21 protein-coding genes, 4 tRNA genes and 2 rRNA genes are annotated in these 25,139 nt (G+C 58.5%); 18 read left to right on the top strand and 9 right to left on the bottom strand.

Translation table 11 applies throughout. The features are described from left to right. Positions 1–39 precede the first annotated feature (39 nt). The 6 genes from ACYF6X_RS16255 (at position 40) to dkgB (ending at position 4,755) form a co-directional block, all read left to right on the top strand. Positions 40–116, top strand: a tRNA-Ile gene (locus ACYF6X_RS16255). Positions 117–154: 38 nt separating this feature from the next. Further along, positions 155–230: transfer RNA gene (locus ACYF6X_RS16250), tRNA-Ala, on the top strand. A 207-nt stretch (positions 231–437) separates the two neighbouring features. Then, a 23S ribosomal RNA gene (locus ACYF6X_RS16245) occupies positions 438–3,345 on the top strand. A 106-nt stretch (positions 3,346–3,451) separates the two neighbouring features. Further along, positions 3,452–3,567: ribosomal RNA gene (rrf, locus tag ACYF6X_RS16240) — 5S ribosomal RNA — on the top strand. Between the two features lie 94 nt (positions 3,568–3,661). Continuing rightward, positions 3,662–3,738 (top strand) — tRNA-Asp (locus tag ACYF6X_RS16235). Between the two features lie 213 nt (positions 3,739–3,951). Next, positions 3,952–4,755, top strand: a complete 804-nt coding sequence (gene dkgB, locus ACYF6X_RS16230) for a 2,5-didehydrogluconate reductase DkgB (protein ID WP_130018578.1) — start codon at positions 3,952–3,954, stop codon at positions 4,753–4,755. A 43-nt stretch (positions 4,756–4,798) separates the two neighbouring features. On the opposite strand, the gene yafC is transcribed toward dkgB, so the two are convergent. Beyond that, the gene (yafC, locus tag ACYF6X_RS16225; RefSeq protein WP_130018577.1) at positions 4,799–5,686 is read right to left on the bottom strand and encodes a DNA-binding transcriptional regulator YafC; all 888 of its coding nucleotides are present in this window, start codon (positions 5,684–5,686) and stop codon (positions 4,799–4,801) included. A 352-nt stretch (positions 5,687–6,038) separates the two neighbouring features. Here yafC and ACYF6X_RS16220 point away from each other — a divergent pair, with 352 nt between their 5' ends. Further along, complete coding sequence (locus tag ACYF6X_RS16220; RefSeq protein ID WP_033634215.1) at positions 6,039–6,812, top strand: endonuclease/exonuclease/phosphatase family protein; 774 nt, start codon at positions 6,039–6,041, stop codon at positions 6,810–6,812. 51 nt (positions 6,813–6,863) lie between these two features. On the opposite strand, the gene mltD is transcribed toward ACYF6X_RS16220, so the two are convergent. Next, positions 6,864–8,249, bottom strand: coding sequence for a murein transglycosylase D (gene mltD / locus ACYF6X_RS16215; RefSeq protein ID WP_107228082.1), 1,386 nt, complete (start codon positions 8,247–8,249; stop codon positions 6,864–6,866). A 71-nt stretch (positions 8,250–8,320) separates the two neighbouring features. Beyond that, a complete protein-coding gene (gene gloB, locus ACYF6X_RS16210; protein WP_074181258.1) occupies positions 8,321–9,076 on the bottom strand; it encodes a hydroxyacylglutathione hydrolase in 756 nt (251 codons plus the stop codon). A gap of 44 nt (positions 9,077–9,120) precedes the next feature. Between gloB and ACYF6X_RS16205 the strand changes: the two genes are divergently transcribed. After that, positions 9,121–9,840, top strand: coding sequence for a class I SAM-dependent methyltransferase (locus tag ACYF6X_RS16205; protein ID WP_063990813.1), 720 nt, complete (start codon positions 9,121–9,123; stop codon positions 9,838–9,840). Here ACYF6X_RS16205 and rnhA read toward each other — a convergent pair. Next, entirely contained in the window at positions 9,837–10,304 is a 468-nt protein-coding gene (gene rnhA, locus ACYF6X_RS16200; RefSeq protein ID WP_063990814.1) for a ribonuclease HI, read from the bottom strand. The genes ACYF6X_RS16205 and rnhA overlap by 4 nt on opposite strands. Before the next feature lie 71 nt (positions 10,305–10,375). On the opposite strand from rnhA, the gene dnaQ reads away from it, so the two are divergent. Then, positions 10,376–11,119 carry a DNA polymerase III subunit epsilon gene (dnaQ, locus tag ACYF6X_RS16195; protein WP_063990815.1) on the top strand — a complete coding sequence of 248 codons (744 nt, stop codon included), beginning with the start codon at positions 10,376–10,378 and terminating at the stop codon, positions 11,117–11,119. A gap of 150 nt (positions 11,120–11,269) precedes the next feature. After that, positions 11,270–11,346: transfer RNA gene (locus tag ACYF6X_RS16190), tRNA-Asp, on the top strand. Positions 11,347–11,452: 106 nt separating this feature from the next. On the opposite strand, the gene ACYF6X_RS16185 is transcribed toward ACYF6X_RS16190, so the two are convergent. Continuing rightward, on the bottom strand, positions 11,453–13,693 hold the full coding sequence (locus ACYF6X_RS16185; protein WP_130018576.1) for a TonB-dependent siderophore receptor: 2,241 nt from the start codon (positions 13,691–13,693) through the stop codon (positions 11,453–11,455). A gap of 229 nt (positions 13,694–13,922) precedes the next feature. Between ACYF6X_RS16185 and ACYF6X_RS16180 the strand changes: the two genes are divergently transcribed. From ACYF6X_RS16180 to hpxK, 4 genes are all read left to right on the top strand, one after another. After that, the gene (locus ACYF6X_RS16180) at positions 13,923–14,801 is read left to right on the top strand and encodes a siderophore-interacting protein (protein WP_130018575.1); all 879 of its coding nucleotides are present in this window, start codon (positions 13,923–13,925) and stop codon (positions 14,799–14,801) included. A 136-nt stretch (positions 14,802–14,937) separates the two neighbouring features. Next, the gene (locus ACYF6X_RS16175) at positions 14,938–15,777 is read left to right on the top strand and encodes a MurR/RpiR family transcriptional regulator (RefSeq protein WP_107228057.1); all 840 of its coding nucleotides are present in this window, start codon (positions 14,938–14,940) and stop codon (positions 15,775–15,777) included. Positions 15,778–15,985: 208 nt separating this feature from the next. Then, positions 15,986–17,230 carry a pyridoxal-phosphate-dependent aminotransferase family protein gene (locus tag ACYF6X_RS16170; RefSeq protein WP_130018574.1) on the top strand — a complete coding sequence of 415 codons (1,245 nt, stop codon included), beginning with the start codon at positions 15,986–15,988 and terminating at the stop codon, positions 17,228–17,230. Further along, positions 17,227–18,480, top strand: coding sequence for an allantoate amidohydrolase (hpxK, locus tag ACYF6X_RS16165; protein ID WP_130018573.1), 1,254 nt, complete (start codon positions 17,227–17,229; stop codon positions 18,478–18,480). Before ACYF6X_RS16170 ends, hpxK begins: the two co-directional genes overlap by 4 nt. Here the strand turns inward: hpxK and ACYF6X_RS16160 are convergent. Beyond that, complete coding sequence (locus ACYF6X_RS16160) at positions 18,472–19,245, bottom strand: amidohydrolase (protein ID WP_130018572.1); 774 nt, start codon at positions 19,243–19,245, stop codon at positions 18,472–18,474. The two genes, hpxK and ACYF6X_RS16160, sit on opposite strands and share 9 nt — an antisense overlap. Beyond that, a complete protein-coding gene (locus ACYF6X_RS16155) occupies positions 19,233–20,393 on the bottom strand; it encodes a pyridoxal phosphate-dependent aminotransferase (RefSeq protein ID WP_130018571.1) in 1,161 nt (386 codons plus the stop codon). The genes ACYF6X_RS16160 and ACYF6X_RS16155 overlap by 13 nt, the downstream gene beginning before the upstream one ends. Positions 20,394–20,557: 164 nt before the next feature. On the opposite strand from ACYF6X_RS16155, the gene ACYF6X_RS16150 reads away from it, so the two are divergent. From ACYF6X_RS16150 to ACYF6X_RS16140, 3 genes are read left to right on the top strand one after another with little or no spacing between them, the layout of a single operon-like run. Further along, positions 20,558–21,172 carry a methylthioribulose 1-phosphate dehydratase gene (locus ACYF6X_RS16150; protein WP_063990822.1) on the top strand — a complete coding sequence of 205 codons (615 nt, stop codon included), beginning with the start codon at positions 20,558–20,560 and terminating at the stop codon, positions 21,170–21,172. Beyond that, on the top strand, positions 21,169–21,858 hold the full coding sequence (gene mtnC / locus ACYF6X_RS16145; RefSeq protein ID WP_063990823.1) for an acireductone synthase: 690 nt from the start codon (positions 21,169–21,171) through the stop codon (positions 21,856–21,858). Before ACYF6X_RS16150 ends, mtnC begins: the two co-directional genes overlap by 4 nt. Beyond that, entirely contained in the window at positions 21,855–22,397 is a 543-nt protein-coding gene (locus tag ACYF6X_RS16140) for a 1,2-dihydroxy-3-keto-5-methylthiopentene dioxygenase (protein WP_063990824.1), read from the top strand. The genes mtnC and ACYF6X_RS16140 overlap by 4 nt, the downstream gene beginning before the upstream one ends. Before the next feature lie 17 nt (positions 22,398–22,414). On the opposite strand, the gene mtnA is transcribed toward ACYF6X_RS16140, so the two are convergent. Continuing rightward, a complete protein-coding gene (gene mtnA, locus ACYF6X_RS16135) occupies positions 22,415–23,443 on the bottom strand; it encodes an S-methyl-5-thioribose-1-phosphate isomerase (RefSeq protein ID WP_107228063.1) in 1,029 nt (342 codons plus the stop codon). 145 nt (positions 23,444–23,588) lie between these two features. Between mtnA and mtnK the strand changes: the two genes are divergently transcribed. Next, positions 23,589–24,788, top strand: coding sequence for an S-methyl-5-thioribose kinase (gene mtnK, locus ACYF6X_RS16130; RefSeq protein ID WP_130018570.1), 1,200 nt, complete (start codon positions 23,589–23,591; stop codon positions 24,786–24,788). Positions 24,789–24,861: 73 nt separating this feature from the next. On the opposite strand, the gene ACYF6X_RS16125 is transcribed toward mtnK, so the two are convergent. Continuing rightward, on the bottom strand, positions 24,862–25,014 hold the full coding sequence (locus ACYF6X_RS16125) for a Hok/Gef family protein (protein WP_063990827.1): 153 nt from the start codon (positions 25,012–25,014) through the stop codon (positions 24,862–24,864). Positions 25,015–25,139 lie beyond the last annotated feature (125 nt).

Raw genomic sequence — 25,139 nt, 5'->3', positions numbered from 1 at the left:
GATTGTCTGATAGAAAGTAACGAGCAGAAATACCTTTATAGGCTTGTAGCTCAGGTGGTTAGAGCGCACCCCTGATAAGGGTGAGGTCGGTGGTTCAAGTCCACTCAGGCCTACCACTTCTTCGAAGTGGAAAAGGTACTGCACGTGACTGTATGGGGCTATAGCTCAGCTGGGAGAGCGCCTGCCTTGCACGCAGGAGGTCAGCGGTTCGATCCCGCTTAGCTCCACCATATAGTCCGGTATTTCAATACTTCAGAGTATATTGGAAACAGTATGCTGCGAAGTATTTTGCTCTTTAACAATCTGGAACAAGCTGAAAATTGAAACATGACGGCTGAAATTTATCCCTCCGTAGAAGTACTGGGATAAAGAGTAACCTGTCATAGAGTCTCTCAAATGTTTGCAGCGCGAACGATGGAAACATCTTCGGGTTGTGAGGTTAAGTGACTAAGCGTACACGGTGGATGCCTAGGCAGTCAGAGGCGATGAAGGGCGTGCTAATCTGCGAAAAGCGTCGGTAAGGTGATATGAACCGTTACAACCGGCGATACCCGAATGGGGAAACCCAGTGTGTTTCGACACACTATCATGTCATGAATACATAGTGGCATGAGGCGAACCGGGGGAACTGAAACATCTAAGTACCCCGAGGAAAAGAAATCAACCGAGATTCCCCCAGTAGCGGCGAGCGAACGGGGAGGAGCCCAGAACCTGAATCGGCTTGTGTGTTAGTGGAAGCGTCTGGAAAGTCGCGCAGCAAAGGGTGATAGCCCCGTACACTAAAATGCACAGGTCGTGAGTTCGATGAGTAGGGCGGGACACGTGACATCCTGTCTGAATATGGGGGGACCATCCTCCAAGGCTAAATACTCCTGACTGACCGATAGTGAACCAGTACCGTGAGGGAAAGGCGAAAAGAACCCCGGCGAGGGGAGTGAAATAGAACCTGAAACCGTGTACGTACAAGCAGTGGGAGCACCTTCGTGGTGTGACTGCGTACCTTTTGTATAATGGGTCAGCGACTTATATTTTGTAGCAAGGTTAACCGTATAGGGGAGCCGTAGGGAAACCGAGTCTTAACTGGGCGAATAGTTGCAAGGTATAGACCCGAAACCCGGTGATCTAGCCATGGGCAGGTTGAAGGTTGGGTAACACTAACTGGAGGACCGAACCGACTAATGTTGAAAAATTAGCGGATGACTTGTGGCTGGGGGTGAAAGGCCAATCAAACCGGGAGATAGCTGGTTCTCCCCGAAAGCTATTTAGGTAGCGCCTCGTGAACTCATCTTCGGGGGTAGAGCACTGTTTCGGCTAGGGGGCCATCCCGGCTTACCAAACCGATGCAAACTCCGAATACCGAAGAATGTTATCACGGGAGACACACGGCGGGTGCTAACGTCCGTCGTGAAGAGGGAAACAACCCAGACCGCCAGCTAAGGTCCCAAAGTCATGGTTAAGTGGGAAACGATGTGGGAAGGCATAGACAGCCAGGATGTTGGCTTAGAAGCAGCCATCATTTAAAGAAAGCGTAATAGCTCACTGGTCGAGTCGGCCTGCGCGGAAGATGTAACGGGGCTAAACCATGCACCGAAGCTGCGGCAGCGACGCTTAGGCGTTGTTGGGTAGGGGAGCGTTCTGTAAGCCGTTGAAGGTGGCCTGTGAGGGTTGCTGGAGGTATCAGAAGTGCGAATGCTGACATAAGTAACGATAAAGCGGGTGAAAAGCCCGCTCGCCGGAAGACCAAGGGTTCCTGTCCAACGTTAATCGGGGCAGGGTGAGTCGACCCCTAAGGCGAGGCTGAAAAGCGTAGTCGATGGGAAACAGGTTAATATTCCTGTACTTGGTGTTACTGCGAAGGGGGGACGGAGAAGGCTAGGCTAGCCGGGCGACGGTTGTCCCGGTTTAAGCGTGTAGGGGGTGTGACCTGGTAAATCCGGTTGCATACTAACCCTGAGGCGTGATGACGATGCACTACGGTGCAGAAGTAGTTGATGCCCTGCTTCCAGGAAAAGCCTCTAAGCATCAGGTAACATTAAATCGTACCCCAAACCGACACAGGTGGTCAGGTAGAGAATACCAAGGCGCTTGAGAGAACTCGGGTGAAGGAACTAGGCAAAATGGTGCCGTAACTTCGGGAGAAGGCACGCTGGCATGTAGGTGAAGTCCCTTGCGGATGGAGCTGAAGCCAGTCGAAGATACCAGCTGGCTGCAACTGTTTAATAAAAACACAGCACTGTGCAAACACGAAAGTGGACGTATACGGTGTGACGCCTGCCCGGTGCTGGAAGGTTAATTGATGGGGTCAGCCGCAAGGCGAAGCTCTTGATCGAAGCCCCAGTAAACGGCGGCCGTAACTATAACGGTCCTAAGGTAGCGAAATTCCTTGTCGGGTAAGTTCCGACCTGCACGAATGGCGTAATGATGGCCAGGCTGTCTCCACCCGAGACTCAGTGAAATTGAACTCGCTGTGAAGATGCAGTGTACCCGCGGCAAGACGGAAAGACCCCGTGAACCTTTACTATAGCTTGACACTGAACATTGAGCCTTGATGTGTAGGATAGGTGGGAGGCTTTGAAGCGTGGACGCCAGTCTGCGTGGAGCCATCCTTGAAATACCACCCTTTAATGTTTGATGTTCTAACTCGGCCCCGTGATCCGGGGTGAGGACAGTGTCTGGTGGGTAGTTTGACTGGGGCGGTCTCCTCCCAAAGAGTAACGGAGGAGCACGAAGGTTAGCTAATCACGGTCGGACATCGTGAGGTTAGTGCAAAGGCATAAGCTAGCTTGACTGCGAGAGTGACGGCTCGAGCAGGTACGAAAGTAGGTCTTAGTGATCCGGTGGTTCTGAATGGAAGGGCCATCGCTCAACGGATAAAAGGTACTCCGGGGATAACAGGCTGATACCGCCCAAGAGTTCATATCGACGGCGGTGTTTGGCACCTCGATGTCGGCTCATCACATCCTGGGGCTGAAGTAGGTCCCAAGGGTATGGCTGTTCGCCATTTAAAGTGGTACGCGAGCTGGGTTTAGAACGTCGTGAGACAGTTCGGTCCCTATCTGCCGTGGGCGTTGGAAGATTGAGAGGGGTTGCTCCTAGTACGAGAGGACCGGAGTGAACGCACCACTGGTGTTCGGGTTGTCATGCCAATGGCATTGCCCGGTAGCTAAGTGCGGAAAAGATAAGCGCTGAAAGCATCTAAGCGCGAAACTTGCCTCAAGATGAGTCTTCCCTGGGCCTTTAAGGCCCCTGAAGGAACGTTTAAGACTAAGACGTTGATAGGCTGGGTGTGTAAGTGCAGCGATGCATTGAGCTAACCAGTACTAATGATCCGTGAGGCTTAACCTTACAACACCGAAGGTGTTTTGGTGAGACCGAGACAATATTCAGCTTGTTTACAGATTGGTTCTGATGGCGACACGAGAGTGAAGCGGTTGGAATGAAACAGAATTTGCCTGGCGGCAATAGCGCGGTGGTCCCACCTGACCCCATGCCGAACTCAGAAGTGAAACGCCGTAGCGCCGATGGTAGTGTGGGGTCTCCCCATGCGAGAGTAGGACACTGCCAGGCATCAAATAAACGTTATCAGTGTGACGACTGGTAATGCGCAAATCGCAGAGCGCGAATTTGCCGGCATCGAGAGATGCGACGTAAAAGAATCGGTGGAGCGGTAGTTCAGTTGGTTAGAATACCTGCCTGTCACGCAGGGGGTCGCGGGTTCGAGCCCCGTCCGTTCCGCCACTTAATTGATAAGCCCTGAGTCAGAGACTCAGGGCTTTTTCATATGCAAAATTCACGAAATATCGTCGAATTTGCCACCGCTCCTGCCGCTTTTTCTCAATATTGTTGCCTGCTGGTCAAAAGTATTATGCCGAACCTGGCGTTTTTGCTCACTAAAAATATTGCCATACTCTCTTGCATCGCTATTTATCCACTAATGAGAGAGTAAACATTGTGAGCATTCCTGCATTTGGTTTAGGTACTTTCCGCCTTCAGGATCAGGTCGTTATCGACTCGGTAAGCACGGCGCTGGAACTGGGCTATCGGGCTATCGATACCGCACAGATCTATGAAAACGAAGCGGCCGTCGGCCAGGCTATCGCCGCCAGCGGTGTGCCGCGTGACGAGTTGTTCATCACGACCAAGATTTGGATCGCGAATCTGGCAAAGGGTGCATTAATTCCCAGCCTGCGAGACAGCCTGGTCAAGCTGCAGACCTCATATGTCGATCTGACGCTGATTCACTGGCCATCGCCAAATGATGAGGTGCCTGTCGCGGAGTTTATGGCTGAACTGCTGGAAGCCAAGCGCTTGGGGCTGACCCGTCAAATAGGGGTATCCAATTTCACGGTCGATCTGATGCAGCAGGCGATTGACTCGGTCGGCGCCGATCAGATAGCGACTAATCAGATTGAGCTGTCACCGTTCTTGCAGAATGAAAAAGTGGTGGCGTTCGCACGGCAGCATGGTATTGCCATCACCTCTTATATGACGCTGGCGTATGGCAAAGCGTTGCAGGATGAGACGATCAAAAGCATCGCCGCACGTCACAATGCGACGCCTGCACAGGTGGTTTTAGCCTGGGCGTTGAAGCTGGGCTATGCGGTGATCCCTTCCTCGACCAAGCGTGAAAACCTGAAAAGCAACCTGTTGGCACAGCAGCTGGCGCTGAGTGACGACGATATGGCGCAGATTGCGGCGCTTGAAAGCAACGGCCGATTGGTCAGCCCGGAAGGTCTGGCACCCAACTGGGATTAATCTCTGGACATCACGACGTCAGGCGCCCAAGAGGGCGCCTTTTTTATCGCTTTAGCCGATCGCTGATAAAATCGATAAAACTGCGCAGGCGGTTACTGACGGCGCTATCGCTGTAGTACACCGCGTTGATCGGCATTTCGAGTGGCAACGTGTCTTCCAGTAGAAGGGGGACCAGGTCTCCGCGTTTGACGTCTTCATCACTCATAAAGTCCGATAGGCAGGCGATGCCGTTGCCGTGCAGGCACAGGTGGCGCTGGGTTTCGCCGCTGTTGGTAGTCAGACCTGGAACGATCTCCAGTTGTCGACCATCGGCACAGGTCAGCGGCCAGCGGTTCAGGTTGGGCAGATCGTTGAAGCCGATGCAGCAATGGTGCTCCAGATCGGCTACCGTCTTTGGTGCGCCATACTGCGTCAGGTAGGCGGGGGAGGCCAGGATGCGCCGATAGCTGGCCATCAGCTTGCGCGCTTTCAGCGTAGAGTCCGTCAGCTCGCCGACGCGTATGGCGATATCCACTTTTCGTTCGATCAAATTGATGAAGTTTTCCGAAGAGACCAGCGATAGCGACATTTCCGGATAGCGTTCACGAAACTCGGCGACCAGCGGCGTCAACAGATGCAAGACGACCGGCGTTGCGGCATCGACGCGCAGCAGCCCCTGCGGGCGTTGACGGCTTTCCATCAACGCATTTTCCGCTGCGGCCATATCGCTCAATACTTTCTGCACCTGCCGAAAGTAGTTTTCGCCTTCTTGGGTCAGGCTGATTTGGCGTGTCGTGCGGTTGAGCAGGGTTACCCCCAGCTTGCTCTCCAGCTTTTTTACCGTCCGACTGACCACGGAGTTGGCCTGCTGCAGGCGCTCCGCCGCCCGGCTGAAGCTGCCGCTTTCCACTACGGTAACGAAGGTGATAAGCTCGTCCGAATTCGCTTTCATTTTTGCTCCACAGGCAAGCTCTATTCTAAATTTTTAGCGATTTAGTCATTTAAGCACGTCGGAGCATCCTCGTCACCCACATGAACGTGATTGCGCATATTCCTGTTTCCCCGTTTGCATTTTGCTGGCCCTTTCGCATTTTTCACCTCTGCTGCACCACCTTTACACAGCTATACCCTCAGAAGATTGAAATCGCCGCAGACGGCCCCTATAACTGAAAAGGTTATGCCTGTAAAAGCCATGCCCTCTGTGCGGGGCAGGCGTATAATCAATTCACCGTTGGCGAAGTCTTCATCGCCAGTTTCATGCTAATGGGTAATAGGCGAATCGCGTGCCGAAACGAACTTATGCAATGAGGTATGTTGCAGGACAGCCAGTTGAGCGAATCTTTCCTGGCGCCGTTAACCAGCCGTTGCCGCCAGGGGCGGCGCTGCCGACGACCGGCGCCTTGCGCGTTATGGTGTGGAATATTTTCAAACAGCAGCGAGCCGACTGGCTTTCGGTGCTGAAAAATCATGGCAAAGATGCGCAGCTGGTGCTGTTGCAAGAGGCGCAAACCACGCCGGAGCTGGTGAGCTACGCGACCGCCAACTATTTGGCGGCCGATCAGGTGCCGGCCTTTGTGCTGCCGCAGCACCCTTCCGGCGTGATGACGCTGGCGGCCGCTCATCCGGTTTACTGCTGCCCGCTGCGCGAGCGAGAGCCGCTGCTGCGGCTGTCCAAGTCGGCCCTGATCACCGTTTATCCGCTGTACAACGGCGAGTTGTTGATGGTGGTGAACATCCATGCGGTGAACTTTAGCCTGGGAGTCGACGTCTACAGCAAACAGCTGGGGCCGATCGGCGAGCAGATCGCCAGCCACCGGGGGCCGGTGATCATGGCCGGGGACTTTAACGCCTGGAGCCGCAAACGTATCAATGCCTTGTATGACTTCGCCGGCGAGATGGCGCTGCGCGAAGTGAGTTTCGCCGACGATCACCGCCGTAAGGCCTTTGGCCGTCCGTTGGACTTCGTGTTTTACCGTAATCTTGGGGTTGTAGAGGCGTCGGTACTGGTGACCAGCGCGTCGGATCACAATCCGCTGTTGGTGGAGTTCCACCCGGAAAAAGACTCCCCCGTCTGGTGAATCACAGGTAATAAAAAAGCACCCCGAGGGGTGCTTTTTTTGTGCCGAAACTTAGGTGTCCGGCGTCAGCTTGTTGCCGACAAACAGGGTCAACTTCAGACCGGGTTGAAGGCTGTTGCCTTTACCGAGCGTTGAATTCCAACGCATCACGTCGTTAATATCGACGCCGTGACGACGTGCGATACTGGCAAGCGAATCCCCTTTACGAACCTGATAGGTGATACTGCTATTACTGCCAGTATTGCTGGCCACTTGCAGGGTTTGCCCAACTTTTATGGCGCTCTTGGCGCGTAAGTTGTTCCAACTCTGCAAATCGCTGGTCTTAACGTTCAGCCGCTTGGCAATGCCCGATAAGGTGTCGCCGGAGCGCACTTTATACGAGCTGCCACCGGTCAAACCGCTGTTCTTCGCCAACTGCGTCGTTGGCTGAGTCACGGCGATCTGGCCATCGGCCAGCGAGTCTTTCAGTTGCTCGGCATGTCCTTTGGGAACCATGATGTAATGGGGCCCGTTGGGTGCCGTAACGCCTTTTTTGTAGCCTGGGTTATACGCTTTCATCTTGGTGACTGAAAGCCCCGCCATCTCAGCCGCCTGAGTCAGCTGGATCTGCTGCCCGACATCGATACGCGCCAGTGCACGGGTTTCATCCGTTTTCGGGAGTTTCACGCCGTACTTCTTGCTGTTCTTGATGATGTCGCTCAGCGCCAGCATTTTCGGGACATAGATTGACGTTTCACGCGGAAGCGACAGTGCCCAGAAATTGGTTGGCTTACCCTGGCGTTTGTTTGCCTTCACCGCTTGCATCACGCGGCCTTCACCACTGTTATAGGCGGCTACGGTCAGTAACCAGTCGCCGTTAAACATGCGGTTCAAGCGTTGCATCATGTTCAGCGCAGCGGTTGTCGAGGCGACGACATCGCGTCGACCGTCATACCACTGATTGTTTTTCAAACCATAATTGCGACCCGTTTGCGGCACGATTTGCCATAGCCCTGCGGCGTTGGCACTTGACGTGGCGTGTGGGTCAAAAGCGCTCTCCACTATGGGTAGCAGTACCAGTTCCATCGGCATATTACGTTTCTTAATCTGCCCGACTATCCAGTACATGTACGGCTCTGCCCGTAATGTTACATCGTGGAGATAGCTCTTACTTTTTAAGTACTTTCTTTTCTGATCACGGATCCGGGAATTTTCCGGAACCTCCATCTTCAGCTCGTCGCTAATGAAGTTCCACAGGTCCTGTTGCGCGGCGGGACTGTTGTTATCCAACCACCGCGCCGAGCTCGCTCGGCCATTTGCTGTGTACTCTCCTGCTTCACCATCTTGACCAGCCGAAGACAAACTCTGTGCATGCTGTTCTGGCGCCGGTGCGTCCTGCCTGGACGACTGGCAACCCACTAGCAAGACTGAGGCGAGAAATATCGCTTTAGCCTTCATGTGTGTGTCAATGTAGTTGCTTAAAAGACGAGCAATAATACTTTGCTTCGCCAAATAACACAACTAAAAGCTTAGAAGTTATCTTTCCGCAGGCGTAATTCAGAAAAAACTGAATGAAGGCTTTCTGGTGGTGAATTAAAGCCTAATTTCTTTTGTAAATCAGTGTCATGGCAACGTAAAAACAGGTTAATTTTGCGCTCTAATTGCAATGTGGTCGGCACACTGGCTTGGCCTTTTGCCCTTAACGCTTCAACATGTTGTTGATATGTTTCAATCTCTCGATCTTCCGGCAAAATAGCCCGCGCAAACTTAAGATTTGAAAGAGTATATTCATGCGCGCAGCAAATTAAGGTGTTATCGGGAAGTTGCGCGAGTTGTTGAAATGAGTCGTACATTTGTTTGGCGGTGCCTTCAAACAGTCTGCCGCAGCCGGCGGAAAAAATTGTGTCGCCGCAGAACAGATAAGGGGCACTATAGAATGCCACATGGCCCAATGTATGGCCGGGGACGGCGAAAGTCCTGAACTGGCGCCCATCGATGTTAAAGGTGTCGCCGTCGCGGACGATGTGATTGGCGCCTTTGTCAGCGGTTTCTTGCGGCCCATAGACAGCCATGCCGGGATACTGGGCCACGATCTGCGCCACGCCGCCGACGTGATCGTGATGATGGTGGGTCAGCAGGATCGCCGCCGGCACCAGCTGCAGGCGCTGCAGCGCTTCGAGCACCGGCTGCGCCTCACCCGGATCGACGATAATGCAGCGCCCCTGTCGGTCATCCAATAACCAAATGTAATTGTCCTGGAAGGCGGGAATGCTGATAAGATTCATGGTGTACCTCTCGTTGGCAACGGCTTGAAAGAAGATAATAAATCATGAAACCAGCCCATACTCTACAAAAGCTCACCGGCCCGCAGTCCTGGGCCGAGCTGCCGTGGGGGGAGTATTATCGTGAAGCGCTCGAGCGGCAGTTGCAACCCTGGTGGCCAAAGCTGTTCGGTTTCCATCTGCTGAAGATGGGCATGCTCAGCGCCGAGCTGGCCACGGACAAGTGCGCGATTTCCCATCAGGTCAACGTAGGGCTGGAGGGAGAAGGGCTGCAGGTGATCGCCGATGCTTATCAACTGCCGTTTGCCGCCAAGTCGGTGGATGCCTGCCTGTTGGCGCATACGCTGTCCTATGCAGACGATCCGCACCGCATGCTGCGTGAAGTCGACAGGGTGTTGATCGACGACGGCTGGGTGGTTATCAGTAGCTTCAATCCGTTCAGCCTGCTGGGATTGGGTAAGCTGGTGCCCGGATTGCGTCGCCGTCAGCCCTATGTCAGCCGCATGTTTACCCAGATGCGGTTGCTGGATTGGCTTAGCCTGCTGAATTATGAGGTGCTGCACCAGGCGCGTTTTCACGTGCTGCCGTGGCATCGCCAGGGCGGCAAGTTTTTATGCACCCATTTGCCGGCGCTGGGCTGCATGAGCGTGATTGTGGCGCGTAAACGCACTTTGCCGCTGACGCCCACGCCGATGAAACTGGGGGCGAGAAAACCGTCTCTCAGCCGCGCGGTGGGCGCGACCAAGAGCTATCGCAAACTGCCTTAGGCTTCCGGTTGGTAACCGACGTCTTCCTGTGTCGGCTTACCGGCCGCTTCGCGCGCCAATACGTCACAACGTTCGTTTTCCGGGTGGCCGGCGTGGCCCTTGACCCATTCCCATCTCACCTCGTGGCGCTGAATGGCCTGATCCAACCGCTGCCACAGATCGACATTCTTGACCGGCTTTTTGTCGGCGGTTTTCCAGCCGCGCTTCTTCCAGTTATGGATCCAACTGGTGATGCCCTGACGCACATACTGGCTGTCGGTACTGAGCGTCACGGCGCAGGGCACGGTCAGCGCTTCCAGCGCCACGATCGCCGCCATCATTTCCATGCGGTTATTGGTGGTCAGACGAAAACCCTCGCTGAAGGTTTTTTCCGTCTGCTTATAGCGTAATATCGCACCGTAGCCACCGGGGCCGGGGTTGCCAAGGCAGGAGCCGTCGGTGAAAATTTCTACCTGTTTGAGCATCTCTGGTAGACTCTTCCTATCAGTTTTTAAAAGCCAAGTCTGACATAAACGAGCGCTGCGAGCACTGCAATATGATCTCTACAACCACCAGACAGATTGTCCTCGATACCGAAACCACCGGTATGAACAAGCTTGGGGTGCACTACGAAGGGCACCGCATCATCGAAATCGGTGCGGTGGAGGTGATTAACCGCCGCCTGACCGGGCGCAATTTCCACGTTTACATCAAGCCGGATCGGCTGGTGGATCCGGAAGCCTACGGCGTACACGGCATCAGCGACGATTTCCTGGTCGACAAGCCGACCTTCGATCAGGTTGCCGAGGAATTCCTCGACTTCATCCGCGGCGGCGAGCTGGTGATCCATAACGCGGCGTTCGATATCGGCTTTATGGATCACGAATTCCGCATGTTGCAGCAGGGCATCCCGAAGACCGAGACCTTCTGCACCATCACCGACAGCCTGCTGATGGCGCGTCGCCTGTTCCCGGGCAAGCGCAACAACCTCGATGCCTTGTGCAGCCGTTATGAGATAGACAACAGCAAGCGTACGCTACACGGCGCATTGCTCGATGCCGAGATCTTGGCGGAAGTTTATCTGGCGATGACCGGCGGTCAGACCTCGATAGCGTTCCAGATGGAGGGTGATACCCAGCAAAACGACGCCGCGCAAGAAATTCAGCGCATCGTCCGCCCGGCGACGGCGATGAAAGTGGTCTACGCCAGCGACGAAGAAGTGAAGGCGCACGAGGCGCGTCTGGATCTGGTGGCGAAAAAGGGCGGCAGTTGCCTGTGGCGCGGTGCGCCGGCGGAGTAGGAGTAACGGCATTTTTGCACGAAAAAAACGCACCGGATGAAGCTTCGTTGAAAAACTGTGCAAACGGTTCATTTGGTGAGAAAAAGGCGTTGACGGAACCGAGAGGCGTCCGTAATATGCGCCTCGTTCCCCCGCAAGAGGGAATGGCGCGGAGCGGTAGTTCAGTTGGTTAGAATACCTGCCTGTCACGCAGGGGGTCGCGGGTTCGAGCCCCGTCCGTTCCGCCACTATTCAGAAGCCCTGAGTTAGCGATAACTCGGGGCTTTGTCGTTTCTGCTCTCTGAAAAACGGTGCGGCCCAATAAAAGGGACCGGCGGACCGGCCCCTTATTCCTCAGAACAACACCGAGTAGTTCAAACCGAAGGTGCGTCCGCGGCCTTTATAGCTGTACAGCTCAGGCGAGCCGTAGGTCGGGCTGTACAGGATCGGCGCGCGTTGGCCCCAAACGGTGGTGTACTGCTTGTCCAGCAGGTTTTCCACGCTGAAGCTGATTTTCCCCACCGGCAGGCTATAGCTGCCGAGAAAATCGAGGGTGTTGTAGCCATCGATCTTGCGGCCCTGAGTGGAGTTGGCCTTGGTGTAATCGCCGTCGTCCGACACGTCGAAGGTTTGCTGCGACTGTAAGCGCAGATTCCAGTCGCCCGGCGCCCAGCCGACATAAGCGGTGACTTTCGATGGGCTGGCGGTATCCACCACCAACTTCTTCCATTCGCCGTTGACCTTGGTTTCGGAACGGATAACGTTGAAGTTGGTGCCGGCGCTCCAGTCGCTGTCTTCAAAGAAATAATCCACCGCGCCTTCCACCCCGTAGATGCGGCGCTTGTCCGCATTGACGTTGATGGTCATGTCGGTTTTGTTGATGGCGATGCTCTTGTCGGACAGCGAGTAGTAGGCGGCGATTTGCGTGCGGAGGTTATCGCCGGTATAGCGCCAGCCCAACTCGTAGGCATTGACCTTGATGCCTTCCAGCTTGGAATCGCCGACGTTGACGCTCTTCAGCAACTGGTAATGGCCGCCGTTCAACGCGTAGGTGCCGTTGCCGTAATATTTGCCCGGATCCGGGATCTCGAAGCCCTGAGAGAAGTTGAACCAGGTTTGCTGGCGATCGGTCAGGTGCGCCAACAGGCCGGCATTAAACAGCGCGTTGTTGTAGTCGGTTTTCCCTCCCGGTATCGCGTCGGCAGAAGTCGCGGCGCCGGTGGCGATCGCCTGCTGTTGGTTATAGCCGACGAAGTCGTCAATCTTGTTTTCGGTGTATTGGTAACGCACGCCGCCGCTCAGGGTGAAGATCGGGTTGATATCGTAGCTGGCCTGCAGGAACGACGCCAGGTTGCTGGTGGTATAGCTCGGATAGCGGCCGGTGCTGTAAGCGTTCTCCAGCGTCATACCGCCGGACTGTTGGGCCTTCGCCAGGTTGAAAAACTGTTGGTTGGCGTTGAAGCTCTCATGCTCGGCGTCGATGCCGTAAGTCAGCGTCAGCGCATCGACAGGCTTGCTGTTTAACGTCAGCTTGCCGCCGTAGAAATCGGTTTTTTGCTGCGAAGCGCCAATGCTGCTGACGTAATAGTCCGGCGCTTTGCCCGCCAGCGTCGGGAATGGGTAGAAGGTCAAGGTTTCGTCGCGGTAGTAGACCTGCGCCACCAAATCCTGGCCAAGGAAATCGGTGTTGGAATACTGCAGGTTGATCAGATGGCGTTCGGTGCCGGGGATGCGGTCGGAATTTAAGTTGCCGCTGTTGTATGCCTTGGCGCCGCCCGTCACCGCCGCGAAGTTTTCCCCCAGGAACAGGCCGTGGTCGCCGTCGGATTGGCTTTTGTAGTATTGGGTGGTCAGCTGCAGCTGTTGATGATCGTCGATGTTGAGGGTGCCGGTGCCCATCACGTCAAGGCGATCGGAATACTGCAGGCCGGTTTGGGTATTGTCGATCAGTACCTCATTGCCTTTGCCGTCGTACCAGCCGCCATAGCGCTGGTAAGAAACGGACAGGCGCCCCGAGGCATTGTCGTTGCCGCCGCTGACCGCCGCCGCCACGTTCTCGTCGTGATCGTTATGGCCGCCAAAGCCGGTTTTACCGCCGATCTGCAACTCGACCTGCTGTTCCCGTTGCCCCTTTTTGGTGACGATGTTGATCAGGCCGCCGGTGCTGCCACCGCCGTACAGCGAAGTCGCGCCGGAAATCACCTCAATATGATCGATATTGAACGGATCGATCGAATCCAACTGGCGGCTGTCGCTGCGCGATGAATTCAGGCGTACGCCGTCGATCATCACCATCATCGAACGGCCGCGCATATTCATACCATAGTTGGTGCGGCCCTGGCCGCTGACGTCCATGCCGGGGATCAGCTGCGCCAACATGTCTTTGATCTCTTTACCGCCCTGAACCTGCTGTTCAATCTCCTGGCTTTCGATGACCCAAGTGGTCTGCGCCATTTCCGCCACGCTGCGGTGCGAACGGCTGGCGGAGACCACCAACTGCTCTTCGTTGCCGGCTTTCTGATCTTCTGCCCAAGCCGCCGGCGCAAGCATTGCCAGCAGACAAGGGTTCAATACCCAAAGGTGTTTGCGTTTCATCGTTATTTCCCAGGTGATATTGTTATTACTCTATTTTTGAGAATGATTCTTTTATCAATAACGTTTCTTGTTATCAATAAAATCATGATATGATTTTTTGCGATACATTAACGTAATTAATTAGTTTTATTAACATTTTACCCGCTGCACGATCGAGCACCCCACGCCGTCAACACGGCAGCCGATCGGCCATACGCACAAGCGACAGCGTTGCCGGAGAATCGAGAACATGTCCGCCAGCTACAGAATTTTTGATATCACCTTGAAAAGTAAAACGCTGATTTCACCTTCGCTGGTGCGCTGCGTGTTTGAAGGTGCGGATATTCATCGGATGAAGCTGGAAGCGCCGGATCAGCGCATCAAACTGTTGTTCCCGGCGGCGGACGGCAAGATCCCGCAGTTGGTCAACGGCCCGGACTGGTACGGCGATTACATGGCGATCCCCAAAGAACAGCGTCCGGTGATGCGCACCTACACGCTGCGTGCGCTGCGCCGTGAGCAGAATCAGATGGACGTCGAATTCGTGCTGCATGGCGTGAACGGCCCAGCCTCCGCCTGGGCGACCCACGCCGAGCCGGGTGACGCCCTTCAGACGGTCGCCCCCAACGCTGACTTCGACGGTGACAGCGGCGGCTACGAATGGGTGCCGCCGGCGCAGTTGCAGCAGGCGCTGTTGATCGCCGATGAGACGGCGGTGCCGGCGGCGATGGGTATTCTGGAGCAGCTGGCGCAGCAGGCCAATCCGCCGCGGGTGCAGGCATTCTTCGAGGTGCCGGTGGCGGGGGATTGCCTGGATTTGGCCCGTTTCCCGTTCGCTGAGGTTTACTGGCTACCGCGCGACGTAGGGCACCAACTGGCACACGGCACGCTGCTGGTGGAGGCGGTGCGCCAGCGGGTCGACATTCCCGCGTCGGCGTGCGCGCAGGCGCAGTCCCTGGCGGAAAGCAGCCTGAGCGATGAGGTGTTGTGGGAGCGGGCGGCCGGCGGTAACGCTTTTTATGCTTGGGTGGCGGCCGAGTCTTCCACGGTGAAAACGCTGCGGCGTTATCTGATCGGCGAACGCGATTTGGATCGCGCTACCGTCAACTTCATGGCCTATTGGTGCTGAACGCGCGGCCCTTTTCCGGCATTGACGCGGGAGAAGGGCATGCCGCTGCCATTTCCCACCCACGAATAATCGCTTGCCAGCGGGTAGTTCGACCGTGTTATGTTCCGCTGAAACGAAGGTTACAGCGAGAACGATAATGCAACGGTTCGACGAACGCCTGCGCCGCGACTACCCACAGCTGACGCCGCAGGAGCAGCGGGTGGCCGACTTCATCTTCGATCACTATGACGATTTGATCGGTTACAACAGCGCCGAGCTGGCGCGCCTGAGCGGCGTTTCCAAAGCCACGGTCAGCCGCTTGTTCAAACGGCTGGGCTACCCCAACTACCGCGCCATGCGCGATGAGCTGCGCACCCTGCGCCAGAGCGGCATGCCGCTGACCGACAGCCGCGATGCGGTGCAGGGCGATACGCTGTTGGCGCGGCACTGTAAGCAGGAAATGGCCAACCTCACCCGCTGGGTAAAGCAGATCGATGCGGTACAGTTCAGCGCGGCGATCGCCGCACTGACGCAGGCGCGAGGCGTACTGCTGCTGGGGCTGCGCAACAGCTATCCGGTGGCGATGCACCTGCGCCAGCAGCTGATGCAGGTGCGTGAACAGGTGCTGCTGGCGCCGCAGCCGGGGCAGACGCTGGCGGAAGATCTGGCGGGGCTGACGCCGCAGGACATGGCGGTGGTGGTGGCGTTCCGTCGCCGGCCGCGTCAGATAAAGGCGGTGCTGACGCTGTTGCAAAGTCGCGGAGTACCGACGCTGCTGATCTGCGAGCCGCAGGCGCAGGCGCTGTTTCCGTTGGCCAACTGGCACTTGACCGTGCCGCTCGACAGCGTGTCGGCGTTCGACAGCTATGCCGCTGCCATGAGCCTGGCCAGCCTGCTCAGCAATGCGTTGCTGCATGAGCGGCTGGCTCAGGGGCGGCAGCGTATTCATCACGTCGCCGAACTGTTCCTGGCGCTGGACGAACTGGAGCTGCGTTAAGCGCGGCAGGTCATTTCCCTTCCTTCACCTACCGCCGTTTAAGGCGGATCGGTCACCTCATTGTGTTACTTTGGTTTCATTTATTGGTTATAAGAATCTTTTGTTTCAACTGAATTCCTATCGGGAGTAGGCTATTGGGCAGCAAACAAACGTCATGTCGACGCTGAAGGCATAACTCAATAACTTACTAAGCTGACAGGGAATGAACATGTTGGATATCTCGCAATTCGATCAGATTAACCCGCCGGCGCGCCTGCTGATGGGGCCGGGGCCGATCAACGCCGATCCGCGCGTACTGCGCGCCATGTCGAGCCAGCTGATCGGCCAGTACGATCCGGCGATGACCGGCTATATGAATCAGGTCATGGCGCTGTACCGCGCGCTGTTCCGCACCGAAAACCGCTGGACGATGCTGGTGGACGGCACCTCGCGCGCCGGCATCGAAGCGGTGCTGGTTTCCGCTATTCGGCCGGGCGATAAGGTGTTGGTGCCGGTCTTCGGCCGTTTCGGGCATCTGCTGTGCGAGATTGCCCGCCGCTGCCGTGCCGAGGTACACACGATCGAGGTACCGTGGGGCGAGGTGTTCAGCGCCGATCGCATCGAAGACGCGATTAAGCGAGTGCGTCCGCGCCTGCTGCTGACGGTGCAGGGCGACACCTCCACCACCATGCTGCAGCCGCTGCATGAGCTGGGCGATATCTGCCGCCGCCACGGCGTGCTGTTCTATACCGACGCAACGGCTTCCTTCGGCGGCAACCCGTTGGAGACCGATGCCTGGGGGCTGGATGCGGTCTCCGCCGGGCTGCAGAAGTGCCTGGGCGGCCCCTCCGGCAGTTCGCCGGTCACTCTCAGCCCGCAGTTTGAAGAGATTGTGCGCCGCCGTAAATGCGTGGAGGAGGGGATCCGTACCGCCGAGCATGCCGACGGCGACGACGAGATGATCTACTCCAACTATTTCGACCTCGGCATGATCATGGATTATTGGGGGCCGGAGCGTCTCAATCACCATACCGAAGCCACCAGCATGCTGTTCGCGGCGCGAGAATGCGCGCGAGTGATCCTCGAAGAAGGGCTGGATCACGCCATCGCTCGCCACCGGCTGCACGGCGCGGCAATGCTGGCGGGCATCCGGGGCATGGGGCTGGCGGTGTTCGGCGATCTCGATCACCGCATGAACAACGTGCTCGGCGTGATGATCCCGCCGCAGGTGCACGGCGAACAGGTGCGGCAGATGATGCTGAACGACTTCGCCATCGAAATCGGCACCTCGTTCGGCCCGCTGCAGGGCAAGATCTGGCGCATCGGCACCATGGGCTACAACGCGCGCAAGGATTGCGTGCTGCAAACCCTGGCGGCGCTGGAGGCGGTGTTGAATCGTCTCGGCTTCGCCAGCAAGCAGGGCGAGGCGTTGCAGGCCGCCTGGAACGTTTATGACGCAGGCAAGCGTGGATGACGCCGGTGGAGGCGCAGCAGGCTGCCGCACGGGTGATGGCGCGCTGTGACGAGCTGGCGGCGATCAGCGCAGAGCCCGATCGGCTGACGCGTCTTTATCTCTCTGCTGAACATCGGCGCGCCAATCGTCTGGTCGGAGAGTGGATGCGCGAGAGCGGGATGCAGGTTTGGCAGGACAGCGTCGGTAATATCTGCGGCCGTTATGAAGGGCTCACGCCCGCTGCCCCCGCGCTGCTGCTCGGTTCGCATCTGGACACGGTGCGCAACGCCGGGCGCTATGACGGCATGCTCGGCGTGCTCACGGCGCTGGAAACGGTGGCGCACTATTACCGCCAGGGGCGTCGATTGCCGCTGGCGCTGGAGGTGATCGGCTTTGCCGACGAAGAGGGCGCGCGCTTTGGCGTCACGCTGCTCGGCAGCCGCGGCCTGACCGGCCAGTGGCCCGCAGAGTGGCTGGCGTGCACCGACGCCGACGGCATCAGCGTGGCACAGGCCATGCGCGACTTTGGGCTGGATCCGGCGGCGATTGCGCAGGCGCGTCGCGCGCCAAACGAAATTCGCGCCTATCTCGAATTGCATATCGAACAGGGCCCGTGTCTGGAGGCAGCCGATTTGGCGCTGGGCGTGGTGACGGCGATCAATGGCGCGCGCCGGCTTACCTGCACTTTCAACGGTGAGGCGGGCCACGCCGGCACGGTGCCGATGGGGCAGCGCAAAGACGCGTTGGCGGCCGCGGCGGAATGGATGATGGCGGTCGAAACGCTGACCCGCGCCGCCGATCCGCATTTGGTGGCCACCGTGGGGTGTATTGAATGCCTGCCGGGCGCGGTCAACGTGATCCCCGGCGAAGTGCGATTGACGCTCGACGTCCGTGGCCCGCAGGATGCGCAACTGGCGGCGCTATTGTCGGCGTTGCTGGCGCAGGCGCAGGCGATCTGCGTACGCCGCGGAGTACGCTTCGCCAGTGAAGAGTTTTACCGCATTGACGTCACCGCCTGCGACGCGGAGCTGCAGCACCGTTGGCAGGCGGCCGTCGAGCAGGTACAGGGGCGCGGCCTGGCGCTGCCGAGCGGCGCCGGTCACGATGCCATCGCCGTGGCGGCGCACTGGCCGGTCGGCATGCTGTTCGTGCGTTGCGCCGGCGGCGTCAGTCATCATCCTGACGAAGCGGTGCGGCCGGCGGACGTGGCGCTGGCGATCCGGGCCTATTGCCTGATGATCGCCGGCTGGGAGAAGGGGGAATCAGTCTAAACGCAGAAAGCTGTCGGCATCGCGCCAGGCCGGGAAGGCGCTGCGGTAACTCTGCAGGGTTTCCAGCGACAGCTCGGCGTCCAACCGCGTGGCCGCGCCGGGCTCCGCATCCGCCAGGATCTCGCCCTGAGGGCTGATGATCAAGCTGTCTCCGCTGTAGTTCAGGCCGTTGGGATCTTCGCCCACCCGGTTGCAGCCCGCCACATACACCTGATTTTCAATCGCCCGCGCCGCCAGCAGCGTTTGCCAATGGCTGCTGCGCGGCGCCGGCCAGTTGGCGACGTACAGCGCCAGATCGTAATCCTGCTGATAGCGCGCCCAAACCGGGAAACGCAGGTCGTAGCAGATCTGCGGCAGGATGCGCCAGCCGCGCCACTCGAAGATTTCACGCCGGTTGCCGGCCTGGTAGTGCAGGTGTTCGCCGGCCATGCGGAACAGGTGGCGTTTGTCATAGGCGTGCACCTGGCCGCCCGGCTCCACCAACAGGAAGCGGTTGACCGCGCCCTCGTCGGTTTTCAGCGCCACGCTGCCGCCGATTAACGCGTGGCTTTTCACCGCCCAACCGTGCAGCCAGTCGATCACCTGCTGTTCGGGCAGCGCGCTCTCGCCGGCATCCATGGCGAAACCGGTGGTGAACATCTCCGGCAAGACGATGAGATCTCGGCCAATGATCGGCGCCAGCAACGCATCGAAAGCCGCCAGGTTGGCGGGGCCGTCGCGCCAGACCAGCGGTTGCTGCAACAGGGTAATTTTTAAAGTCGACATAACCGCTCCGCAGCTGCATCCAGCGTGGCGTCCTGTTTAGCGAAGCACAGCCGGATCAATTTATGAGGGAAAGGATCGGCACAGAAGACCGACAGCGGAATGGCCGCCACGCCCACGTGCTCGGTTAACCAATGGCAGAATGCCACATCGTCCAGATCGGAGATGGCGCTGTAGTCTGCCAGCAAGAAGTATGTACCCGCGCAGGGTAAAATTTCCAGTCGGCTGCTCGCCAGCGCTTGCACAAAGCGGTCGCGTTTGGCGCGATAGAACGCCGGAAGCTGTCGCCAGTGCTCCGGCTCGGCGCGCAGGCTATCCGCCAGCGCCAGCTGCGCCGGGGTATTGACCGAAAAGGTCAGGTATTGATGCACTTTGCGCACCTCGGCACTCAGCGCGGCGGGCGCCACGCAGTAACCCACTTTCCAGCCGGTCATGTGGAAGGTTTTACCGAAGGAGGACACCGCGATCGCGCGCTGGCGCAGCTGCGGGTGGGCCAGCACGCTGGCGTGCCCGCCTTTGGCGAAGCAGATGTGTTCGTAAACCTCGTCGCTGAGCACGTAGATTTCGCGTTCGGCGATAGCGTGCCACAGCTGCTGCATGTCTTCCGCCTGCCAGGCGGTAGCGGACGGGTTGTGCGGCGTGTTGACGATCACCAGGCGGGTGTGCGGTGACAGCGCGGCGGCGAACTTTGGCCAATCCACGGCAAACGCGGGCGGCTGCAGGGCGATGCGTTTGAGTATGCCGCCGGCCAGCGTCACCGCCGGTGCATAGCTGTCGTAGCTGGGATCGAAACAGATCACCTCGTCGCCGGGGCGCACCAGCGCACTGATGGCGGCAAACAGCGCTTCGGTGGCGCCGGCGGTGACGGTCACTTCGGCGGCGGCGTCCGGCTGCCAGCCATACAGCTCGGCGGTTTTGTCGGCGATGGCTTCGCGCAGCGGCGCCACGCCGGTCATCGGCGCATATTGGTTGGCGCCCTGGGCGACGTGCCAGGCCAGACGTTCTTTCAGGTAGTCTGGGCCGTCGAAATCGGGGAAGCCCTGAGACAGGTTGATCGCCTGGTGCTGCTGCGCCAGCGCGCTCATCTGGGTAAAGATGGTGGTGCCCAGTGAGGGCAGTTTGCTTTCGGGAACCAATGCGGAAGTGCTCATAGCAGGTGAATACTCCAGGCGCTTATATTGCCGTCAATATAACACGATGCTAGTATTTGGCAATCAAGACGCTTAGATGGCTAAATTCGAAAAAGTGCTTAGCCCGCCACGCGGCAGGCAAAGCTTCTTCTGCCGGCCGCCTTACCGAACGGGAAACGATAATAATGACGGATAATCCGCAACTTACCGCATTGCTGGCGGCCTGCCACTGGATTGGCGACAAAGGCTGGTGCCCGGCGACCGGCGGCAACATGTCGCTGCGCCTGGACGAACGTCAGTGCCTGGTCACCGAGTCCGGCAAAGACAAGGGTAGCCTGAGCGCCGCCGATTTTCTGCAGGTGGATATCGCCGACAATCATGTGCCGAGCGGCCGCACGCCATCGGCGGAGACTGGGCTGCATACGCTGCTCTACCGCCTGTCTGCGCACATCGGCGCGGTGCTGCATACCCATTCGGTCAACGCTACCGTCTTGTCGCGGGTGGAACGCGGCGATGCGCTGGTGTTGCAGGGGTACGAAATGCAGAAGTCGCTGGCCGGCCAGCGCAGCCACCTGGACAGCGTGGCGATCCCCATTTTCGACAACGATCAGGACATTCCCCAGCTGGCTGCGCGCGTGGCGGCCTATGCCGAGGCCACGCCGTTGCAATACGGCTTTCTGGTGCGCGGCCACGGTCTGTATTGCTGGGGGAGTCAGGTGGCGGAAGCTCGCCGTCATCTCGAAGGGCTGGAATTCTTGTTCCAGTGTGAACTGCAACGCCGCTTACTGGAGGCGAAATGATCCGCGCTATCGTGACCGATATTGAAGGTACCACCAGCGATATTCGCTTCGTGCATCAGGTACTGTTTCCTTACGCCCGCGAACGGCTGGCAGATTTTGTGCGCCGCCATGCCGCTGAGAGCGAAGTCGCCGCACCGCTGGCGGCGCTGCGCGCTGAAATTGACCAGCCGCAGGCTGATCTCGACACGCTGATCGCCGCCCTGTACCGCTTTATGGATGAAGATCGCAAATCCACCGCGCTCAAGGCGTTGCAGGGCATTATCTGGCGCAGCGGTTACCGCGAAGGGGACTTCCGTGGGCATCTGTATCCGGAAGTCGCGGGACAGTTGGCCGCCTGGCAGCGGCAGGGAGTGAAGCTTTACGTCTATTCCTCCGGTTCGGTGGAGGCGCAGAAGCTGCTGTTCGGCCACAGCGACGCGGGCGATCTGCAGCCGCTGTTCAGCGGCTATTTCGATACGCACGTCGGCGCCAAGCGTGAAACCGCGTCGTATCGCAACATCGCGCAGGCTATCGGCATCGCGCCCGACGAGCTGCTGTTTTTGTCCGACATCCACCAGGAGCTGGATGCGGCGCAGACCGCCGGCTGGCATACCTGCCAGCTGATCCGCGATGACGCGGACGACCAGAGCCAGCATCCGCAGGTTAACCGTTTTGATCGTATCGATTTAGGGGAGTTCGTCTCATGAGTGGATTGACCATTTTCAGCGATACAGCGCCGCAGCAGCCGCTGTGGCAGAGCCGCGATGCGCAGGAGATCCAGCGGCAGTTGGCGCAAATCGGCGTGCGCTTTGAGCGCTGGCAGGCAGATCGCGAGCTGGGCGACAATCCGCAGCCGGAGGCGGTGATCGCCGCCTATCAGCATGAGATAGACCGGCTGGTGGCGGAAAAGGGCTACCAGAGCTGGGACGTGATCAGCATGCGGCCGGACCACGAACAGCGCCAGGCGCTGCGCGAAAAATTCCTGTCCGAACATACGCACGGCGAAGATGAAGTGCGCTTTTTCGTCGAAGGCGCAGGGCTGTTTTGCCTGCATCTGGACGGCAAGATCTTCCAGATCCTGTGCGAAAAGAACGATCTGATCTCGGTGCCGGCCAACACCCGGCACTGGTTCGATATGGGCTCGGCCCCGCATTTCACCGCGATCCGGGTGTTCGACAACCCGGAAGGCTGGGTGGCGCATTTCACCGGCGACAAGATCGCCGATGATTACCCGCGTCTGGACTGATCGCCAATCGGCGGGCGTTAACCCAACGCCCGCCGGAAGATCCCCGCTTCAACCTGCTGCGGTGTAATCACGCCGCTGTCGAATACCCATCCGCTGATGAGCTTCGCCGGCGTGACGTCGAACGCCGGATTGTAGACCGGCGCATCGGCAGGCGCCCACTGGCAGGCGCCGAAGCTGCCTGAAACGCCGGTGACTTCGGCCGCCGCGCGCTGCTCGATCGGGATGGCGGCGCCGTCCGGGCAGTGTGGATCGTGGGTGGTATGCGGGGCGGCCACGTAGAAGGGGATGCCGTGATAGTGCGCCAGCACCGCCAGGCTGTAAGTGCCGATTTTGTTGGCGACGTCGCCGTTGGCGGCGATGCGATCCGCGCCGACCCACACTGCATCGACCTGGCCCTGCGCCATCAGGCTGGCGGCCATCGAATCGCAGATCAGGCGATAGGGAATGCCCAGCTCGCCCAGTTCCCAGGCGGTCAGGCGGCCGCCCTGCAGCAGCGGCCGGGTTTCATCGACCCACACCTGTTGCACCTTGCCCTGCCGGTGGGCGCGCCGCAGCACCCCGAGGGCGGTGCCGACGCCGGCGGTGGCCAATCCGCCGGTATTGCAGTGGGTCAGCAGGCGGCTGCCGGGTTTGACCAGCCCAGCGCCGTGATCGGCGATGCGATCGCACAGCAGGCGATCTTCTTCCACCAACCGCAGCGCTTCGTTCGCCATCGCCGGTGCCCAATCAGGCTCGGCCAGCGCCAGCTTCATGCGATCCAGATTATTCATCAGGTTGACCGCCGTCGGGCGGGCGGCGCGCAGCGTGTGCAGCGCCTGTTCCAACTCGGCACGCGATAGACCGCGTTCCGCGAGCAGCGCCAGCAGCAGGCTGGCGGACAGCCCGATCAGCGGCGCGCCGCGCACCCGCAGGCTGTGAATGTGCCCGACCAACTCTTCCACGCTGTCGCAGGCGCGCCACCGCTTTTCCTGCGGCAGGGCTTGCTGATCGAGGATCCAAAGGCGGTTGTCTTGCAGGGTCAAACTGGTGGTGTTAAGCGCTTGCATCGGCGGTTAATTCCTTGTTGCGTGGTTATTGCATCTGAAACGCTATTCTGCCAACATGACTTCCAGATGTATAGACGTCCAAATGCTTTTACGTCTAAATAAACAGAATCGCTGGGTCAGTGAGAGAGAACAGAGGGGTTGGGGAATGTCGCTTTATCGTACGTTTACGGCTGCCGACGCCGTTGAATACGCCCGCCAGTACGGGCAGGTGGCCGAACCGCAGGCGCTGGTCAGCGCCGACGAGATCGGTGACGGCAACCTGAACCTGGTGTTCAAGATCCGCGATCGCGAAGGCGTGAGCCGGGTGATCGTCAAACAGGCGCTGCCCTACGTGCGCTGCGTGGGCGAATCCTGGCCGCTGACGCTGGATCGGGCGCGCATCGAAGCGGAAACGTTGCTGGTCCACGGCGGCTTCTGCCCACGCCATACGGTAAAAGTCTTGCATCACGATCCCGAATTGGCGGTGATGGTGCAGGAAGATCTTTCCGACCATCGCATCTGGCGCAGTGAGCTGGTGCAGGGCAACTATCACCCGCTGGCGGCCGGACAGCTGGCGGAATACCTGGCGCAAACGCTGTTCCACACCTCCGATTTTTATCAGTCGGCACAGCAGAAGAAGGCGGAAGTCAGCCGTTTCACCAACCCCGAGCTGTGCCAGATCACCGAAGATCTGTTCTTTACCGATCCCTATGTCGATCATGAGCGCAATCAGTTCGAGGCGGCGCTGTTGCCGCAGGTGCAGGCGCTGCGTGAGGATGCGCCGCTGAAGCTGGCGGTTGCCGACCTGAAACATCGCTTCCTCAGCAAGGCGGAAGCGCTGTTGCACGGCGATATTCACAGCGGTTCGATCTTCGTGGCGGAAGGGCGGTTGAAAGCGATCGACGCTGAATTCGGTTTCTACGGTCCGATCGGTTTCGATATCGGTACTGCGTTAGGCAACTTGCTGCTCAACTATTGCGGCCTGCCGGGGCTGTTCGGGCCGCGCGACGCCGCCGCTGGGCGCGAGCAGCGCCTGCAGGATGTGCGCGAGCTGTGGCTGATTTTCGCCGATCGCTTCCTGGCGCTGTGCCATCAGCAAAGCCGGGATGCGGCGTTGGCGACGCCGGGTTACGCTGAGCAGTTCCTGCAGCAGGTCTGGACTGACGCAGTAGGGTATTGCGGCACCGAACTGATTCGGCGCACCATCGGCCTGGCGCACGTCGCCGATCTGGACAGCATCGCCGACGCCGATATGCGCCTCGACTGCCAGCGTCATGCGCTGGGACTGGGGCGCACGCTGATCGTCAATGCGCCACAGATCGAGCATATCGACGCGCTGTTGGCGCGCATTCGCCAGCAAGGTTGAAAAGGCGGGTGCTCGTGGATCCTGCCTGACACCATCAGCCAACGGGCGGGGCGAACCCCGCCGTTGGGTTGCCTTACCGTTCGGATTCGTAAGCCAAAGTGGCCGCAACCTCCGAGTCTCCCAGCCTGATGCGCAGTTCGCACAGCGAACCGCGGGTTAGCCAGATGAACGGGATCAGCGTCATACAGACGATCACCAGTTTAAGTACGACCCGTTTTTGCTGCATTTTTGACCTCCCTATCCTTGCCTTGCGGCGGGTAAGAGGCTAACCTGATGTTGTTGGGCATCAGAGTGGCCTCGGGTTGATAATATCGACTCGGGGCCTTTCTCTTTCTCTCCTTTGCCAAGGCT

Source organism: Serratia sp. ID 25-353 (genome assembly GCF_054792795.1).
The sequence above is the reverse complement of the archived record's forward strand: the minus strand, read 5'-3'. Positions and strand labels throughout refer to the sequence as shown.

Excerpts from the sequence above, each read along its gene's own strand:
- yafC (WP_130018577.1), bottom strand. The coding sequence starts at position 5,686 with ATGAAAGCGAATTCGGACGAGCTTATCACCTTCGTTACCGTAGTGGAA.
- ACYF6X_RS16220 (WP_033634215.1), top strand. The coding sequence starts at position 6,039 with ATGAGGTATGTTGCAGGACAGCCAGTTGAGCGAATCTTTCCTGGCGCC.
- mltD (WP_107228082.1), bottom strand. The coding sequence starts at position 8,249 with ATGAAGGCTAAAGCGATATTTCTCGCCTCAGTCTTGCTAGTGGGTTGC.
- gloB (WP_074181258.1), bottom strand. The coding sequence starts at position 9,076 with ATGAATCTTATCAGCATTCCCGCCTTCCAGGACAATTACATTTGGTTA.
- ACYF6X_RS16205 (WP_063990813.1), top strand. The coding sequence starts at position 9,121 with ATGAAACCAGCCCATACTCTACAAAAGCTCACCGGCCCGCAGTCCTGG.
- rnhA (WP_063990814.1), bottom strand. The coding sequence starts at position 10,304 with ATGCTCAAACAGGTAGAAATTTTCACCGACGGCTCCTGCCTTGGCAAC.
- dnaQ (WP_063990815.1), top strand. The coding sequence starts at position 10,376 with ATGATCTCTACAACCACCAGACAGATTGTCCTCGATACCGAAACCACC.
- ACYF6X_RS16185 (WP_130018576.1), bottom strand. The coding sequence starts at position 13,693 with ATGAAACGCAAACACCTTTGGGTATTGAACCCTTGTCTGCTGGCAATG.
- ACYF6X_RS16180 (WP_130018575.1), top strand. The coding sequence starts at position 13,923 with ATGTCCGCCAGCTACAGAATTTTTGATATCACCTTGAAAAGTAAAACG.
- ACYF6X_RS16175 (WP_107228057.1), top strand. The coding sequence starts at position 14,938 with ATGCAACGGTTCGACGAACGCCTGCGCCGCGACTACCCACAGCTGACG.
- ACYF6X_RS16170 (WP_130018574.1), top strand. The coding sequence starts at position 15,986 with ATGTTGGATATCTCGCAATTCGATCAGATTAACCCGCCGGCGCGCCTG.
- hpxK (WP_130018573.1), top strand. The coding sequence starts at position 17,227 with ATGACGCCGGTGGAGGCGCAGCAGGCTGCCGCACGGGTGATGGCGCGC.
- ACYF6X_RS16160 (WP_130018572.1), bottom strand. The coding sequence starts at position 19,245 with ATGTCGACTTTAAAAATTACCCTGTTGCAGCAACCGCTGGTCTGGCGC.
- ACYF6X_RS16155 (WP_130018571.1), bottom strand. The coding sequence starts at position 20,393 with ATGAGCACTTCCGCATTGGTTCCCGAAAGCAAACTGCCCTCACTGGGC.
- ACYF6X_RS16150 (WP_063990822.1), top strand. The coding sequence starts at position 20,558 with ATGACGGATAATCCGCAACTTACCGCATTGCTGGCGGCCTGCCACTGG.
- mtnC (WP_063990823.1), top strand. The coding sequence starts at position 21,169 with ATGATCCGCGCTATCGTGACCGATATTGAAGGTACCACCAGCGATATT.
- ACYF6X_RS16140 (WP_063990824.1), top strand. The coding sequence starts at position 21,855 with ATGAGTGGATTGACCATTTTCAGCGATACAGCGCCGCAGCAGCCGCTG.
- mtnA (WP_107228063.1), bottom strand. The coding sequence starts at position 23,443 with ATGCAAGCGCTTAACACCACCAGTTTGACCCTGCAAGACAACCGCCTT.
- mtnK (WP_130018570.1), top strand. The coding sequence starts at position 23,589 with ATGTCGCTTTATCGTACGTTTACGGCTGCCGACGCCGTTGAATACGCC.
- ACYF6X_RS16125 (WP_063990827.1), bottom strand. The coding sequence starts at position 25,014 with ATGCAGCAAAAACGGGTCGTACTTAAACTGGTGATCGTCTGTATGACG.